Below are 14730 nucleotides of genomic sequence, written 5' to 3'. Positions count from 1 at the left end.
GTTCGGCTTTCAGGGGGTCCTCCTGGGTGCGGGAGCCAACGCGTGGGACCAGGGGTCGGTCACCAACGTGGACACATGGACGTCCACCGTATCGCCCAGCCGCTCGCGCAGCACGGAGGCGACCACCGGCAGCCAGGTCCACTCGGCCGCCCAGTGCGGCACGTCGACCACGCCGCAGGCGCCGGGACGCTCGAGGTGCTCGCTGACCGGGTGGTGCCGCAGGTCCGAGGTGACGTACACGTCGGCTCCCGCAGCGTCAGCGGTGCCCAGCAGGAAGTCTCCCGAGCCACCGCAGAGGGCCACGGTGGTGACCTCGCTCGTGAGGTCCCCGGCCACGCGGGTGGCGCCGTGGTGCGCCGGCAGCGCAGCAGCCACGTGCTCGGCGAACGCGGCCAGGGTCATGGGCGTCTCGAGCCTGCCGATGCGACCGCTCCCCCGGCTGGACGGAGCGGCGGCCGCGGGCAGCACGAGGTAGGAGACCTCCTCGTACGGGTGCGCCTGCAGCAGTGCCGTCCGCACGGCTTCGCGCAGGGTCGCAGGTGCGACGAGCTCGAGGCGTGTCTCGTCGACGTGCTCGAGCGCGCCGACCTCGCCGATCGCGGGCTGCGCACCGTCGAGGGGCCGGAAGGACCCGGTGCCCTCGGACCGGAAGACCGCCGAGTCGTAGTCGCCCACGTGCCCCGCTCCGGCCGCGTGCATGGCAGCCGCCACGGCGTCGGCGTCGCCGCGCGGGACGTGCACCACCCAGGCGTCGAGCCCGTGATCGGTGTCGACGTCCAGCGGGCGCACGTCGTGCAGCCCCAGCGCCAGCGCCATGGACTCCGAGACACCGAGGGGTGGGGAGTCGGCGTTGGTGTGACAGGTGTGCAGCGCCACGCCGTGGGTGGCGAGCGTGTGCACGACGCGACCCTTGGGCGTGGTCGCCGCCACCGACGTGACGCCCTTGAGGTACAGCGGGTGGTGGGTCAGGAGCAGGTCCGCACCCCGGGCGACGGCCTCGTCGGCGACGGCCTGCACCGGGTCGACGGCGACCAGGATCGAGCCCACCTCGGCGTCGGGATCCCCGACGACCGTGCCGACCGCGTCCCAGTCGTCGGCCCAGCGGGGGTCGTAGAGCTCGTCGAGCACACGGACGACGTCACGCAGCGTGGGCATGTCGCCACCCTAGGACGTGGCGGGAGCGCACTACCCCACCGAGCCCAGGGCGAACGGCAGGACGGCGTCGGCTCCGGCCCGCCGCAGCTCGCGGGACGCGACAGCGACGGTCCATCGGCTGTCGACGAGGTCGTCGACCATGAGCACCGGACCGTCCGTCGCGGCCAGGGCCTCACGGAGGGCGTCGGGCACGACGAACCGGCCCCACACCCCGGCCAGCCGGAAGGCGCTGTTGCCGCCCTGGGTGGTGGCCGGCGCGCCGGGCGCGACCTCGAGCGCGGGCAGCAGCGGAAGGCGTCCGAGTCGGGCCAGGCCCTCGGCCACCGAGGCCACGAGGGTGGGCCGAGCCACCGACGGCAGCGCGACCACCGCCACGGGACGCTGGTCCCACGGCCAGTCGCGCAGCGCCCGCGCGCACGCCCCCAGCAGCGACTCGGGCACCGGCACGTCGGGCGCGCCCGTGGCGAAGAGCTCGCGCAGCGTGCCACCCCAGCCGAGGTCGGTCAGCCTCGCGACCACGCGGCCCGTCTCGGGCCGTTCGGTCGGCGGGATGCGACCGGACACGTCGACCCCCAGCCGCCCGACGCCCGACGGCCACTGGGCGCGCGGGTCGACCGCCACGCCCACCCGGTCGAGCGACTGCGTGGCCCGCTCCACCGCGGCACCGTCCGTGCCGGTGGGGTACCAGGGTCCGGCGCACACGTCGCACCGGCCGCAGGGGGCGGCCGTGGGGTCGTCGAGCTGACGCTGGAGCAGCTCCATGCGGCACGTGCGACCCGCCTGGTACTCCAGCATCGCCTCCTGCTCGGCCTCACGCGCCTGGGCGATGCGCTCGTACCGTTCAGCGTCGTAGACCCACGGCTCCCCCGTGCTGACCCAGCCGCCCTGCACACGCCGGACCGCTCCGTCGACGTCGAGCACCTTGAGGAGCAGCTCGAGCGGCGTGCGCCGGATGTCGACCTGAGCCTCGAGCGACGCGACCGACAGCGGCGTGGTGCCCAGGGCCCCGAGCACGGCGTCGACCTTGGCCTGCGTGGGCATGGAGGCCGTGGCGAAGTAGCGCCAGATGTCGGCGTCCTCCGTGCCGGGCAGGAGGAGCACGTCGGCGGACTCGGTGGCACGGCCCGCACGCCCCACCTGCTGGTAGTACGCCACGGGTGAGGACGGCGCACCCAGATGCACGACGAAGCCGAGGTTGGGCTTGTCGAACCCCATGCCGAGTGCGCTCGTGGCCACGAGTGCCTTGAGCTGGTCGTCCTTGAGCGCCTGCTCCAGGCGGATCCGCTCGTCGGGATCGGTGCGGCCGGTGTACGCGGCCACCGTGTGACCGGCCTCCGCGAGCAGTCGCGCGAGGTCCTCGGCCGCCGAGACCGTGAGGGTGTAGACGATGCCGCTGCCCGGCAGGTCGGCCAGGTGCGAGACCAGCCAGCCCAGCCGCTCGCGCGACGTCGGCAGCGTGAGGCAGCCCAGCCGCAGGCTCGTGCGGGCCAGGGACCCGCGCAGCGTCAGGACCTCCCCCTGGTGACCGGCGCCGTCCGCCGCCCCCGGCCCGGCACCCCCGCCGAGCTGCTCCTCGACGTCGGTGACGACCCGCTCGTTCGCGGTGGCGGTGGTCGCCAGCACCGGGACCCCGTCGGGCATCGACTCGATGAGGTCGGCGAGTCGGCGGTAGTCGGGTCGGAAGTCGTGGCCCCAGTCGGAGATGCAGTGCGCCTCGTCGACCACCAGCAGGCCGATGCGTCGGCGCAGCTCGGGCAGCTGCTCGTCGCGGAAGCGGGGGTTGGTGAGGCGCTCCGGAGAGACGAGCAGCACGTCCACGTCGTCGGCGTCGAGCCGCGCCCGGACGTCGTCCCACTCGTGCGCGTTGGCCGAGCTGATGGACACCGCTCGCACCCCGGCCCGCTCCGCCGCCGCGACCTGGTCCCGCATGAGGGCGATGAGCGGCGAGACGAGGAGCGTGGGGCCCGTGCCGCGCGCCCTCAGCAGCGACGTGGCCACGAAGTAGACCGCGGACTTGCCCCATCCGGTGCGCTGCACCACGAGAGCACGGCGGTGGTCGTCGACGAGGGCCGAGACCGCCTCGAGCTGCCCCTCGTGGAACTGCGCGTCGTCGCGGCCGGTGAGGCGTCGCAGGGCTTCGAGGGCGTGCTCGCTCGTGGTGGTGGCCGTCATGGACCCATCGTGTCAGCGGGTGCCGACACGGGCGTCGGCCCGTCCACAGCAGGTCAGGGACCGGGACAGGTCCGGTCGTCGCGCAGCTCCTCGTCCAGTGGAGCCGTGGGCGCCGAGCCGGGTTCGCAGAGCATCGGGTCGAGCTCGGCGGCCACCGTGCCGCCGACCTCGAGGCGAAGGTTCCACGTGGAGGTCCCGTCGACGAGCAGGTCCACCTGCGCGCGCACCGCCTCGAGCAGCGGCCCGCGCACGGCCGGGTCGTCGAGGTCGGGCGCCGTGCCGTCGCTCGACACCTGCACCACGAGGTACCGGTCCGGGTCGGCGTCCTTCTCGGCGAACTCACGCATCCCCACGCCCACGCGTCCCACCGCCTCGGCGGGCTCGGCGGCGGATCGCAGCGCCGCCCACGCGTCCATGGTCCCGTCGCCGGGGAAGCCGCGGTCGGCGCTCACCGAGGAGCCGTCGGCAGCCGCGACGCCCCAGCCGCGGCGCGCGTCGTCGGCACCGTGCTCCTGCTCGAGCCGGTCGAGCGCCACGGACACGTCGTCGGCTCCGGTGTCCTTGCCCAGCGTCAGCACGACGTCGGTCTCGACGTGGTCCGGGCCGGGCACGTCCTGGGTCATGATGTCGACGGCCGCAGCACCGTCCTGCGCGACGTCGTGCGCGAGCGCCCACTCCTGCACGACCGCGTCGGTCGTCGCCTCCGGCTCGAAGGAGCGCAGGTGCACCGTCGACGGGCCGAAGGTGACGTCGACGTCACCCTCCTCGCCCTCGTGGGTGGTGCTGAACGCCTCGTAGACGACGCGCCCCACCTCTTGGAGCTGCTTCGAGGTGACGTCGGGCTCCGCCTCGACCTTCAACGCGACCTTGCCGGAGTCGAGCGTGACCGGCTCGGAGTAGTCGGCGTCCGCCGACGTGACGCCGGGCAGGTCGCGCAGCTCGGCGACGAGCGCGTCCACGTCGTCGGACAGGTTCGGGTTCGCACACCCGGCGAGGAGCAGGGCCAGCAGCGTGCAGGGAGCCGCCACGGCGGCGAGTCGGGATCGCACCCGCCCACCGTCGCACACGCGCGTGGAGGTTCCGCCCCGGCGGACGCAGGATTCTGCCTCCGCGTGCAGAAGTCCGAACGATTCTGCGTTCACGACGGAATCCCGTCGGGAACGCAGAGTCCTTCGAGCCTCCGCCCACGAACGCAGAACCTTGCGTCGCCGGGCCGCGGAGGAGGGGCGGGCAAGCACGCCGCGCGCTCGGCGGCGTCGGTCGGTCCAGGGTGGGCGAAGAGGGACTCGAACCCCCGGCCGCTCGGGTGTAAACCGAGTGCTCTGACCAACTGAGCTATTCGCCCCGGACGGCACCGCGAAGGGCACCGGGCGCCTGGAACCCTACCGCACCGACAGCCCCGCGCGGCGTCCTCGCGGGACGGCTCCGACATGAAAGAGCCGCGGCCGCCGGGGTCTCGGGTCCCGGGCGGCCGCAGCACTCACATACAACCGCATCGGTGGTTGCCGCCGCAGGCTTTTGGCTCAACTCTCAGCAAACTTCGCCGGTCAGTCGCGCAGGTGCTCCTCGAGCCGCTCGACCTTGGCCGTGAGCTGCCCCGTGTACCCCGGCCGGATGTCGGCCTTGAGCACGAGCGAGACCCGCGACGAGGTCCGCGCGACGGCCTCGACGGCCGCCTTCACGACGGCCATCACCTCGTCCCACTCGCCCTCGACGGTCGTGAACATCGCGTTGGTCTCGCACGGCAGGCCCGACGCCCGCACGACGCGCACCGCCTCGGCCACGCCGGCGGCCACGGACCCCGACTCGTCGCCCGCGCCGGGGCTGATGCTGAACGCCGCGAGCACGTCAGAGCTCCGCGAGGGCCGCGCGGTAGGCCTCGAAGTCGCGGGCCTCGCCGATCGGGTGCTCGACCTTCCAGCGGACGACGCCCTCAGCGTCGACGAGATAGGTGCCGCGCTCGGGCGCACCGGCACCCTCGTTGAAGATCCCGTAGGCCCGGCTGACCTCGCCGTGGGGCCAGAAGTCGCTGAGCACCGAGAACGTGTAGCCCTCGGCGTCGGCGAAGGCGCGGTTGGAGAAGAAGTGGTCGCAGGAGATGGCGAGCACCTCGACGTCGCCGCCGGAGAAGGCCTCGATGTTGTCGCGGATCTCGCACAGCTCACCGGTGCAGATGCCGCTGAAGGCGAACGGGAAGAACACCAGCGCCACCTTCCGACCCTGGAGGCCGGAGAGCGAGATGTCCTCGCCGTGCTGGTTCTTGAGCGTGAAGTCAGGTGCTTGCTGGCCGATCTCGATCGTCATGGCCCGAGCCTAGACGCCGGACGGTGCTGCAGCCGACGAGCACCGAGGTGGTCACCCGGGCGCGGACGACCGTGGCCGGCGACGGTCGGATCGGCTCAGCGCTTGTGCGTCGACAGCTTGGTGGCGGACCACTCGGCCGACGCCGACGACGTGGTCGTCGTGGACAGCCCGGCCACCGGAGCGGCCTCGGCGATGTCGGCGCCCGTGACGTAGCCCGGGCGACCGACCTTGGGCGTGAGCACCCAGATGGACCCGCCCTCGGCGAGGTCGGCCAGGGCGTCGAAGAGCGCGTCGACGAGGTCTCCGTCGTCGTCGCGCCACCACAGGATGACGCCGTCGACGACCTCGTCGGACTCACCGTCGACGAGCGCGTGGCCGACGATGCCCTCGATGGCCGATCGGAGCTCGGTGTCGACGTCCTCGTCCCAGCCCAGCTCCTGGATGACGGTGTCGGGGCTGAAGCCCAGCCTCGCGGCGTCCAACGGGATCTCCTCGGGGTTGCGTCGTGCGTGGTGTGGACCAACTCTGGCACGGGGTGCGGGCCAGGGTGGGTCGGGGTGTCGATCGGTGTGTCGGACGGTGCGGGACCTACTGAAAAGTAGGCCAAAAACCTACTGATCGGTAGATGTTCACAACCTCCGCCAGTGTCACCCTAGCGAACTCGGCGTGGAAAGATGGAGAGGTCCACAAGACGTCCCAGGAGTTGCACATGCCCACCGGCCAGTCCCCCACCGAACGTCCCGCCGTCATCCACGAGGGGCTGCCGACCCAGCTTCCCGACATCGACCCCGACGAGACGGCCGAGTGGCTCGACTCGCTCGACCAGATGGTCGACGAGCGTGGCCGGTCCCGTGCGCGCTACGTGATGCTCAAGCTCCTCGAGCGCGCGCGTGAGCAGAACGTGGGCGTCCCCGCGCTGCGCAGCACCGACTTCATCAACAGCATCCCGCCCGAGCACGAGCCGTGGTTCCCCGGCAACGAGGCGATCGAGCGGCGCATCCGTTCCTACATCCGCTGGAACGCCGCCGTCATGGTCTCGCGTGCCAACCGGCCCGGTCTCGGCGTCGGCGGCCACATCGCCAGCTACCAGTCGGCGGCCAGCCTCTACGAGGTCGGCTTCAACCACTTCTTCCGCGGCAAGAACCACCCCGGCGGTGGTGACCACATCTACTTCCAGGGTCACGCCGCGCCGGGCATCTACGCCCGGTCCTACCTCGAGGGTCGCTTCACCGAGGAGCAGCTCGACCGCTTCCGCCAGGAGCACTCCCACGGAGCCGGCAAGGGTCTGTCGTCATACCCCCACCCTCGGCTCATGCCCGACTACTGGGAGTTCCCCACGGTCTCGATGGGCCTCGGTGGCATCAACTCGATCTATCAGGCGCGGTTCAACCGCTACCTGCACGACCGGGGCATCAAGGACACCAGCCAGCAGCACGTGTGGACGTTCCTCGGTGACGGCGAGATGGGTGAGCCCGAGTCGCTCGGGGCGATCGGCCTCGCGGCACGCGAGGAGCTCGACAACCTGACCTTCGTCATCAACTGCAACCTGCAGCAGCTCGACGGCCCGGTGCGCGGCAACGGCAAGATCATCCAGGAGCTGGAGTCGTACTTCCGCGGCGCCGGGTGGAACGTCATCAAGGTCGTCTGGGGCCGCGAGTGGGACGACCTGCTCGCCCGCGACGTCGACGGCGTGCTGGTCAACCAGATGAACCGCACCCCCGACGGTGAGTTCCAGACCCTCTCGGTGGAGTCCGGCGCCTACAACCGCGAGAACTTCTTCGGCCCCGACCCGCGCCTGCGGGCCATGGTCGAGCACCTCAGCGACGAGGACATCGAGCGCCTGCCACGCGGTGGCCACGACTACCGCAAGGTCTACGCCGCCTTCGACGCGGCGCAGAAGCACACGGGCCAGCCGACCGTCATCCTGGCCCACACCATCAAGGGCTGGCTGCTCGAGTCCTTCCAGGGACGCAACGCCACCCACCAGATGAAGAAGCTCACCAAGGACGACCTCAAGGGCTTCCGCGACCGGTTGAACATCCCCGTCTCCGACGAGCAGATCGACGGCGACGACCTCGCGCCGTTCTACCACCCCGGGCACGACAGCGAGGAGATGCAGTACATGCGCGCCCGCCGCGACGCGCTCGGCGGCGGTCTCCCCCAGCGCATCGTCGACCCCGTCTCGGTCAAGCTGCCCGAGCCGGACTCCTACTCGGCCCTGTCGAAGGGGTCGGGCAAGCAGCAGATCGCCACCACGATGGCGTTCGTGCGGCTCCTGCGCGACCTCATGAAGGATCCGGAGATCGGGCGCCGCGTCGTGCCGATCGCGCCTGACGAGTACCGCACGTTCGGCATGGACTCGATGTTCCCGTCGGCGAAGATCTACAACCCGGCCGGCCAGACGTACGAGGCCGTCGACCGCAAGCTGCTGCTCGCCTACAAGGAGTCGGCCCAGGGCCAGCTGCTGCACGAGGGCATCAGCGAGGCCGGCGCCATGGCCTCGGCGATCGCCGCCGGCAGCGCCTACTCCACGCACGGCGAGCCGATGATCCCGGTCTACATGTTCTACTCGATGTTCGGGTTCCAGCGGACCGCCGACTCCATCTGGGCCATGGCCGACCAGCTCGCGCGCGGCTTCCTCGTGGGCGCCACCGCCGGCCGCACGACGCTGACGGGCGAGGGCCTGCAGCACGCCGACGGCCACTCGCCGCTGATCGCCCAGACCAACCCCGCCGTGGTGCACTACGACCCGGCGTTCGGGTACGAGATCGCCCACATCGTGCGCGACGGCATGGAGCGCATGTACGGCTCCACGGACGACCACCCCCAGGGCGAGGACGTCATCTACTACCTGACCGTCTACAACGAGCCGATCGTGCAGCCGGTCGAGCCCGACGACCTCGAAGTCGACGCCCTGCTGAAGGGCGCCTACCGATACCGCCCCGCCACCAAGGGCTCGCACCGGGCCCGCATCATGGCCTCCGGCGTGGCCCTGCCCTGGGCGCTGCGCGCCCAGGAGATGCTGGCCGAGGACTACGACGTCGCCGCCGACGTGTGGTCGGTCACGTCGTGGAACGAGCTCGCCCGCGACGCCGTGCAGGCCGAGAAGTGGAACCTCAACAACCCGGGCGAGTACCAGAAGGTCCCGTGGATCACCACGCAGCTGATGGACCACGCCTCGGTCACGCTCGCGGTGAGCGACTACATGCGCGCCGTGCCCGACCAGATCGCGCGCTGGGTCCCCGGCCCGTGGCAGTCCCTGGGTGCCGACGGCTTCGGCTTCGCCGACACGCGTGCCGCGGCCCGTCGCGTGTTCCAGATCGACGCCGAGTCGATCGTGGTGTCGGTGCTGCAGAGCCTGGCCCAGCAGGAGCTCGTCGAGCAGTCCGTGGTGCGCGACGCGTTCACGCGGCTGAAGATCGACGACCCGACGGCCACGCAGGGTGTGGTCCAGGAAGGCGGCGACGCCTGAGGGGCGGCCCGGGGGCGTCGGTCGGAGCGACCGACGTCTCAGGTAAATCCAAGTTGGGGCACCCTAGGATGTTCGGCATGCTCAAGTGGCCCTACACGTTCGCGGTCGCTCTGTCCGTGGCCGTGACGGGCGCCGCGGTGTTCTCGTCGTGGTACCTCGGCCTTCCGATGAAGGACCCCGAGGGCTTCCTCGGCCCCGCCTACGTGCGCCTGCCCGCCCTGGCCCTGCTGTTCTTCGCGGCCGGCATCGTGCCGGCCGCCGTGCGACGTCGGGGCTGGAAGCAGATCCCGCAGGGGGCGCGCGAGGTCGTCCGTGAGGAGTGGACGCTCAAGCGGGTCGGCTACATCGCGACCGGCCTGATCTCCTTCTACGCGAGCTACGTCAGCTACCGCAACCTCAAGAGCTACCTGCCCACGTACCGCGAGGGCGTGCTGTTCGACCGCCAGCTGCTCGAGCTCGACCACTGGCTGATGTTCGGCCACAACCCCGCGACCGTCCTGCACGACCTCCTGGGCACCGACGTGATGGCCCACGTGCTGTCGTTCGCCTACATCGCCTACCTGCCGCTGATCCCGATCACCCTCGGTGCGTTCCTCGTGCTGAACCGCGACTTCTCGATCGGTGCCTGGTACGCGACGGCGCTGTGCCTCAACTGGATCCTCGGCGTGATCAGCTACTACGCGCTGCCGACGCTCGGCCCGGCGTTCGCGCAGCCGTCGATGTACTGGGACCTCGCCGCCACCGACGTGACCGAGCTGCAACGATCTCTGTTCCGCAACCGGGTCGACGTCCTCACCGACCCCTGGGCCAGCGAGAAGATCCACGGCGTCGCGGGGTTCGCGTCGCTGCACGTGTCGGTCACCTTCACGGCCGCGCTGTTCATGCAGCGGACGGGGCAGAAGCTCGCCATCCGCGTGATCACGTGGGCGTTCTTCGTGGTCACCGTGCTGGCGACCATCTACTTCGGTTGGCACTACCTCGCTGACGACGTCGCCGGCATCGCCATCGGCTGGGCGTCGGTGTCCCTCGGCGCCTGGGCGTCGGGCAACCGCGGACGACGGCGAAGGCGACGTCTGGCCGAGGTGGCCGATCAGCCGGCCACGGTGACCGCACCCGGACCGTCGGACGCCTCGGGCTCCACCGCCGGCTGACCCTGGCGCAGCATCGAGCGCCACGTGCCGCGCCGGTAGGCGGCCGGCTCGGTGTCGCGGACGAACTCGTGCAGCAGGCGGGCGAACTCCCCCGGGTGGTCGCGGTGCGGGAAGTGTCCGGAGTGCGGGAGCACGTGCACGTCCGACCACGCCTGCTGGCGGGCGATGTCGGCGTGCGCGGCCGGGATGACGTGGTCGTCGGCGCCCCAGACGACGAGCACCGGGACGATCCGCGCGAGGTAGGTGCGGTCGGTCATCGTGACGTACTGGCCGCGCCAGTCCAGCACGTGGCTGGTGACGCGCTGCACCGCCTGGCGGGCGCGAGGATCGGCGAACGACTCGTAGATCGCGGCGACGTCGCCGAGGTCGCGCAGAGGCGCCAGACCGGTGCGCGACAGCCCACGCATGCCGGCGGCGACGGCACGCCGCCACGGTCGGAAGGTGGCCACCGAGAGCGCGGTGCCGCTGCCCGGCAGGGTCAGGAATCGGATGAGCGGGGAGACCTCCCGACCCAGTCCGCCGGAGGAGACGAGCGCGATCCGCTCGGTGCGGTCCGGGTACTGGTAGGCGAACTGCATGGCCACGCCACCACCGAAGCTGTGGCCGACGACGGTGACCTTCTCGATGCCGAGGATGGTGAGCAGGTCGCGCATCCCGTTCGCGTACCCGCCGAGCGAGTAGTCGGCGTCGGGCTTGTCGGACTCGCCGTGCCCGAGCAGGTCGGGGGCGATGACCGTGTAGTGCTCGGCGAGGGCGTCGATCACCGGCTCCCACGTGGACGACTCGCACCCCAGGCCGTGGAGCAGCAGGAGGGCGGGTCCGGAGCCGCGACGCCGGTAGGCGCGCCGGTAGCCGTGCACGACCACGAACTGCAGCTCGTCTCCCCGGTCCATCCGGCCATCGTAGGAGGTGCGCGGGTTCGGCCGCGCCGCATCGGACCATGACGTGCGCCTCGTTAGACTCGGGGCGTGCCCACCCCCGCCGAGGTCCGCGCACAGCTGACCGACATCCTCGTCAGCGTCGTCGACTGCACTCCTGAGCAGGTCACCGACGACGCTCGGCTCGACGACCTCGGGGTCGACTCGCTCGCCGCCGTCGAGGTCGCCGACGAGCTCGGACGTCGCTTCGGGCTCCATCTCGCCGACGAGACGGTCGACGGGCTCGTGACCGTGGCCGACGCCGTCGCCGCCGTGGTCGACCACCGGCCCGGCACGGCACGGGGGCGCCGCACACCCACGGCGCCGGTCTCGCTCGCCTCCGAGGGACGCCCACCCGCGCGGGAGAAGCCGCGCACGGACGACGAGGGCGGCCGCGGACGCACCGACGCCTTCTGGCGCCTCGCACTCTGGTTCGTGGTCGCAGGTCTGGCCATCGGTGGCGCGCTCGGCTTCGCCGGAGCCACCGTGGTGCGGGCCACCGGCCTCGGTGGCGTGGACCTGCCCCCCATCACCTCGCCCACGCCCAGCGCGACCCCGTCGGCCACGCCCACGCCCACCCCCACTCCCACGGCCACCACCGACGACCAGGAGGAGAAGCCGACGTTCTCCGTCGAGAGCGATCGCGTGGCACCCGGTCAGCGCTTCGCCATCTCCGGCCGCTTCCCCTCGCTCGACGACGGCGAGGTGCTCCAGGTGCAGGTGCGCGACCCCGGCGGCAGCTGGGACGACTTCCCGGTCTCGGTGCAGACCCGCGACGGAGGCCGCTTCGAGACGAAGATCTACACGTCGCGCACCGGCGAGCGCGAGTTCCGCGTCGTGCACGAGGGCAGCGACACCGAGTCGCCGTCCGCCAAGGTGACGATCGGCTGACCTGGCGTCGCGAGCGGCTCAGACCACCTGGTGGAGCCAGCGCACGGGAGCACCCTCGCCCGCGTGGCGGAACGGCTCGAGCTCGGCGTCCCACTTGACGCCCAGCAGGCCGTCGAGGGCCTCGTCCATCGTGATCTCGCCCAGCGCGGCCTTGACCCGGAACGCCTTGATGCGGTCCTCGGGGATGAGCACGTCGCCGTGCAGGCCGGTCATCGCGTGGAAGATGCCGAGGCCCGGCGTGCACGAGAAGCGCGCGCCCTCGCTCGAGGCGGTCGGCTCCTCGGTGACCTCGAAGCGCAGGCGGTCCCAGCCGCGCATCGCCGAGGCGATGGAGGCAGCCGAGCCGGCCGGGGCCTGCCAGGACAGCTCGGCGCGGTAGGTCCCCGCCTCTGCGGGCTGCGGCTGCCAGTCGAGGTCGACGGAGCCGCCGAGCACGCCGGCAGCGGCCCACTCGACGTGTGGGCACAGGGCCGAGGGCGCGGAGTGGACATACAGAACTCCACGGGTGGGGATGCTCATCGTGCCTCCTAGCTCGAGATCCGCCTTCCCCAGCGACCTCACGGAGCCACGCGTCATCGTTCCGCGTCGTGACCATGCTAGCCCCATGAGCCCCTCGCGCACCACTGGTACGGGTTTCCGCCGGTCTGGAGCGTCGCGCGCCGAGAGAGGCGAGTCGTGTGACGATGGCTCCATGACCACCGAGGTGCTGGACAACCCGTCGTCGTCACGCTTCGAGATCACCGTCGACGGTGATCTCGCGGGCTGGGTCGACTACCGCGTCGACGGCGACGTCTACGCCCTTCCCCACACACGCGTGCTGCCGGCGTTCGAAGGTCGCGGCATCGGCTCCCAGCTGATCGTGGGGGCACTGGCGCAGATCTCCGAGCGGGGCGGCCAGGTGCTCCCCTACTGCCCGTTCGTGCCCAAGGTGATCCGCGACCACCCCGAGCACCTCGACCTCGTGCCCGTCGACGAGCGACCGACGTTCGGCCTGTAGGCCGGCTCAGTCCACGACGTGGACCGCGACGCCGCGCGAGCGCCACAGCTCGACGATGTCGTCGCTGTCCTCCCACGCCTCGAGCACCGCGAAGCCGTCGGCCTCGAGGGTGTCGAGCATCTCGGCCTTCACCACGTGGTCGGGCCGGTAGTCACCGACGATGCGCATGACGAGCTGGTCGTACGGGACGTCGTGCTGAGCCAGCCAGTCGAGGGTGAGGTCGCGCCAGATGAACTCGCGCGACGTGACCACCAGGACGGCACGACCCGCCGCGTGCGCGGCACGCACGGCGTCGACCACCTCGGGCCTCGGCGGGCAGTCCTTGGACGCCGCGTGGAAGGCATGGAAGTCGCGCTCCTCCCCCTCCACCAGGTGGCGGATCGAGGACACGTCGACCAGCGTTCCGTCGAGGTCGGCGATCACGGCGTCGGTCATGGCCCCAGTGTGCCGTCTCGCTAGGCTGTGCGTCCCGGGGCGGTAGCTCAGCCGGTCAGAGCAGAGGACTCATAATCCTTGGGTCGTGGGTTCGAGCCCCACCCGCCCCACCACGCATCGCGACCCACACGTGCGTCGCGGGTCTCATCCCGGCGGTGGTGCGCAGCACCCGTCCGAACAGCTCTCGCTCGACGTCGCGTCCAGCGACGCCGCCGGCCCGCAGCAGGTCTCGCCCCGCCACGCCTCGCGCCCCTCCTTCACGGCAACGGCCGCGATCACCAGGGCTGCGACGGAGTCTGCCCACCCGAGCCCCCAGACGCTGTTGAACACCAGTCCGACCAGGAGCACGCCGGAGAGGTAGGTGCACAGGAGCGTCTGTCGGGAGTCCGCCACCGCCGTGACCGAGCCGAGCTCACGGCCGGCGCGCCGCTGGGCCCAGGAGAGCGCGGGCATGATGGCGAGGCTGAGCGCGGCGATCATGATCCCCGCGGTGGAGTGCTGCGGCTCCGAGGCGCCGAGGAGAGCGCTCACGGCACCGACCGTGACCAAGGTCGCCAGGGCGAAGAACGAGATGGCGATGACCCGCAGCGCCCGACGCTCCCGTGCCTCGCGCGAGGCGTCCGTCCTCGCCGAGAACTGCCAGGCGACGGCGACCGCCGAGGCCACCTCCACGACGGAGTCGAGGCCGAAGCCGACGAGGGCGATCGAGGAGGCGGCGGCTCCGGACACCAGCGCGACGACGGCCTCGACCACGTTGTAGGCGATGGTGCACGCGACGAGAACCTGCACCCTCCGGACGAGGACGGCTCGCCGCCCCGGCGCGAGGAGATCGACGGAGACGCTCACGCGGCAGGTCCTGCGTCAGGCGTGCAGTCGTCGGCGCACTCGACGACGAGCTCGAGCTCGAAGACCAGCGCCAGCACGTCGCGCAGACGCACGTCGGCGAGCTCGTAGCGCATGTGGCGACCCTGCGGCGTGGCGACGACGAGGCCGCACCCACGAAGGCACGCGAGATGGTTGGAGACGTTGGAGCTCGTGAGGCCGAGGTCGCCGGCGAGGGCGGCCGGGTACCGAGGACTCTCAGCCAGCGCGAGGAGGATGCGGCCACGGGTCGGATCGGCCAGGGCGCGACCGAGCCGCGCCATCACGTCGACCTGGCTCTCGAGCGTCAGCATGCGCTGAACAGTACAGCGATTGCTGACGTATGAGAAGGTCCGGCCCGACGCTGCGGGCCCG

The 14730-nt window shown here is 71.5% G+C and carries 15 protein-coding genes and 2 tRNA genes; 5 read left to right on the top strand and 12 right to left on the bottom strand.

Annotated elements, in window-relative coordinates:
- Window positions 1–9: 9 nt before the first annotated feature.
- From ASF37_RS12920 to ASF37_RS12890, 7 genes are all read right to left on the bottom strand, one after another.
- Window positions 10–1155, bottom strand: a complete 1146-nt coding sequence (locus tag ASF37_RS12920; protein ID WP_056581065.1) for a Nif3-like dinuclear metal center hexameric protein — start codon at window positions 1153–1155, stop codon at window positions 10–12.
- Between the two features lie 30 nt (window positions 1156–1185).
- Window positions 1186–3327, bottom strand: a complete 2142-nt coding sequence (locus tag ASF37_RS12915) for an ATP-dependent DNA helicase RecQ (protein WP_056581062.1) — start codon at window positions 3325–3327, stop codon at window positions 1186–1188.
- Between the two features lie 53 nt (window positions 3328–3380).
- Window positions 3381–4376 (bottom strand): hypothetical protein, encoded by a 996-nt coding sequence (locus tag ASF37_RS12910; RefSeq protein WP_156368204.1) that lies wholly within the window; start codon window positions 4374–4376, stop codon window positions 3381–3383.
- A gap of 222 nt (window positions 4377–4598) precedes the next feature.
- Window positions 4599–4672: transfer RNA gene (locus tag ASF37_RS12905), tRNA-Val, on the bottom strand.
- 202 nt (window positions 4673–4874) lie between these two features.
- Entirely contained in the window at window positions 4875–5174 is a 300-nt protein-coding gene (locus tag ASF37_RS12900) for a thiamine-binding protein (protein ID WP_055965534.1), read from the bottom strand.
- A 1-nt stretch (window position 5175) separates the two neighbouring features.
- On the bottom strand, window positions 5176–5631 hold the full coding sequence (locus ASF37_RS12895) for a peroxiredoxin (protein WP_055965532.1): 456 nt from the start codon (window positions 5629–5631) through the stop codon (window positions 5176–5178).
- Window positions 5632–5726: 95 nt separating this feature from the next.
- Window positions 5727–6113: a DUF3052 domain-containing protein gene (locus ASF37_RS12890; RefSeq protein ID WP_082506528.1), complete on the bottom strand. Its 387-nt coding sequence runs from the start codon at window positions 6111–6113 to the stop codon at window positions 5727–5729.
- Between the two features lie 227 nt (window positions 6114–6340).
- Here ASF37_RS12890 and aceE point away from each other — a divergent pair, with 227 nt between their 5' ends.
- Window positions 6341–9103: a pyruvate dehydrogenase (acetyl-transferring), homodimeric type gene (gene aceE / locus ASF37_RS12885; protein ID WP_056581053.1), complete on the top strand. Its 2763-nt coding sequence runs from the start codon at window positions 6341–6343 to the stop codon at window positions 9101–9103.
- Window positions 9104–9180: 77 nt separating this feature from the next.
- On the top strand, window positions 9181–10254 hold the full coding sequence (locus tag ASF37_RS12880) for a phosphatase PAP2 family protein (protein ID WP_055966427.1): 1074 nt from the start codon (window positions 9181–9183) through the stop codon (window positions 10252–10254).
- On the opposite strand, the gene ASF37_RS12875 is transcribed toward ASF37_RS12880, so the two are convergent.
- Window positions 10194–11147 (bottom strand): alpha/beta fold hydrolase, encoded by a 954-nt coding sequence (locus tag ASF37_RS12875; RefSeq protein ID WP_056581050.1) that lies wholly within the window; start codon window positions 11145–11147, stop codon window positions 10194–10196. The two genes, ASF37_RS12880 and ASF37_RS12875, sit on opposite strands and share 61 nt — an antisense overlap.
- Before the next feature lie 75 nt (window positions 11148–11222).
- Between ASF37_RS12875 and ASF37_RS12870 the strand changes: the two genes are divergently transcribed.
- Window positions 11223–12062, top strand: coding sequence for an acyl carrier protein (locus ASF37_RS12870; protein WP_056581046.1), 840 nt, complete (start codon window positions 11223–11225; stop codon window positions 12060–12062).
- Between the two features lie 18 nt (window positions 12063–12080).
- Here the strand turns inward: ASF37_RS12870 and ASF37_RS12865 are convergent, their stop codons facing one another.
- Window positions 12081–12575, bottom strand: a complete 495-nt coding sequence (locus tag ASF37_RS12865; protein WP_082481999.1) for a DUF3145 domain-containing protein — start codon at window positions 12573–12575, stop codon at window positions 12081–12083.
- Window positions 12576–12753: 178 nt separating this feature from the next.
- On the opposite strand from ASF37_RS12865, the gene ASF37_RS12860 reads away from it, so the two are divergent.
- On the top strand, window positions 12754–13059 hold the full coding sequence (locus tag ASF37_RS12860) for a GNAT family N-acetyltransferase (protein WP_056581043.1): 306 nt from the start codon (window positions 12754–12756) through the stop codon (window positions 13057–13059).
- Between the two features lie 6 nt (window positions 13060–13065).
- Here the strand turns inward: ASF37_RS12860 and ASF37_RS12855 are convergent, their stop codons facing one another.
- Entirely contained in the window at window positions 13066–13494 is a 429-nt protein-coding gene (locus ASF37_RS12855; RefSeq protein ID WP_055965518.1) for a hypothetical protein, read from the bottom strand.
- A gap of 36 nt (window positions 13495–13530) precedes the next feature.
- Between ASF37_RS12855 and ASF37_RS12850 the strand changes: the two genes are divergently transcribed.
- Window positions 13531–13607, top strand: a tRNA-Ile gene (locus ASF37_RS12850).
- Window positions 13608–13638: 31 nt separating this feature from the next.
- Here ASF37_RS12850 and ASF37_RS12845 read toward each other — a convergent pair.
- On the bottom strand, window positions 13639–14340 hold the full coding sequence (locus ASF37_RS12845; RefSeq protein ID WP_056581040.1) for a cation transporter: 702 nt from the start codon (window positions 14338–14340) through the stop codon (window positions 13639–13641).
- The gene (locus ASF37_RS12840; RefSeq protein ID WP_056581038.1) at window positions 14337–14669 is read right to left on the bottom strand and encodes a helix-turn-helix transcriptional regulator; all 333 of its coding nucleotides are present in this window, start codon (window positions 14667–14669) and stop codon (window positions 14337–14339) included. Before ASF37_RS12840 ends, ASF37_RS12845 begins: the two co-directional genes overlap by 4 nt.
- Window positions 14670–14730: the final 61 nt, after the last annotated feature.

The sequence above is a fragment of the Aeromicrobium sp. Leaf289 genome (assembly GCF_001423335.1).
Classification (GTDB): domain Bacteria; phylum Actinomycetota; class Actinomycetes; order Propionibacteriales; family Nocardioidaceae; genus Aeromicrobium.
Note: the sequence above shows the minus strand (reverse complement) of the source record. Positions and strands in the feature narration are given on the sequence as shown.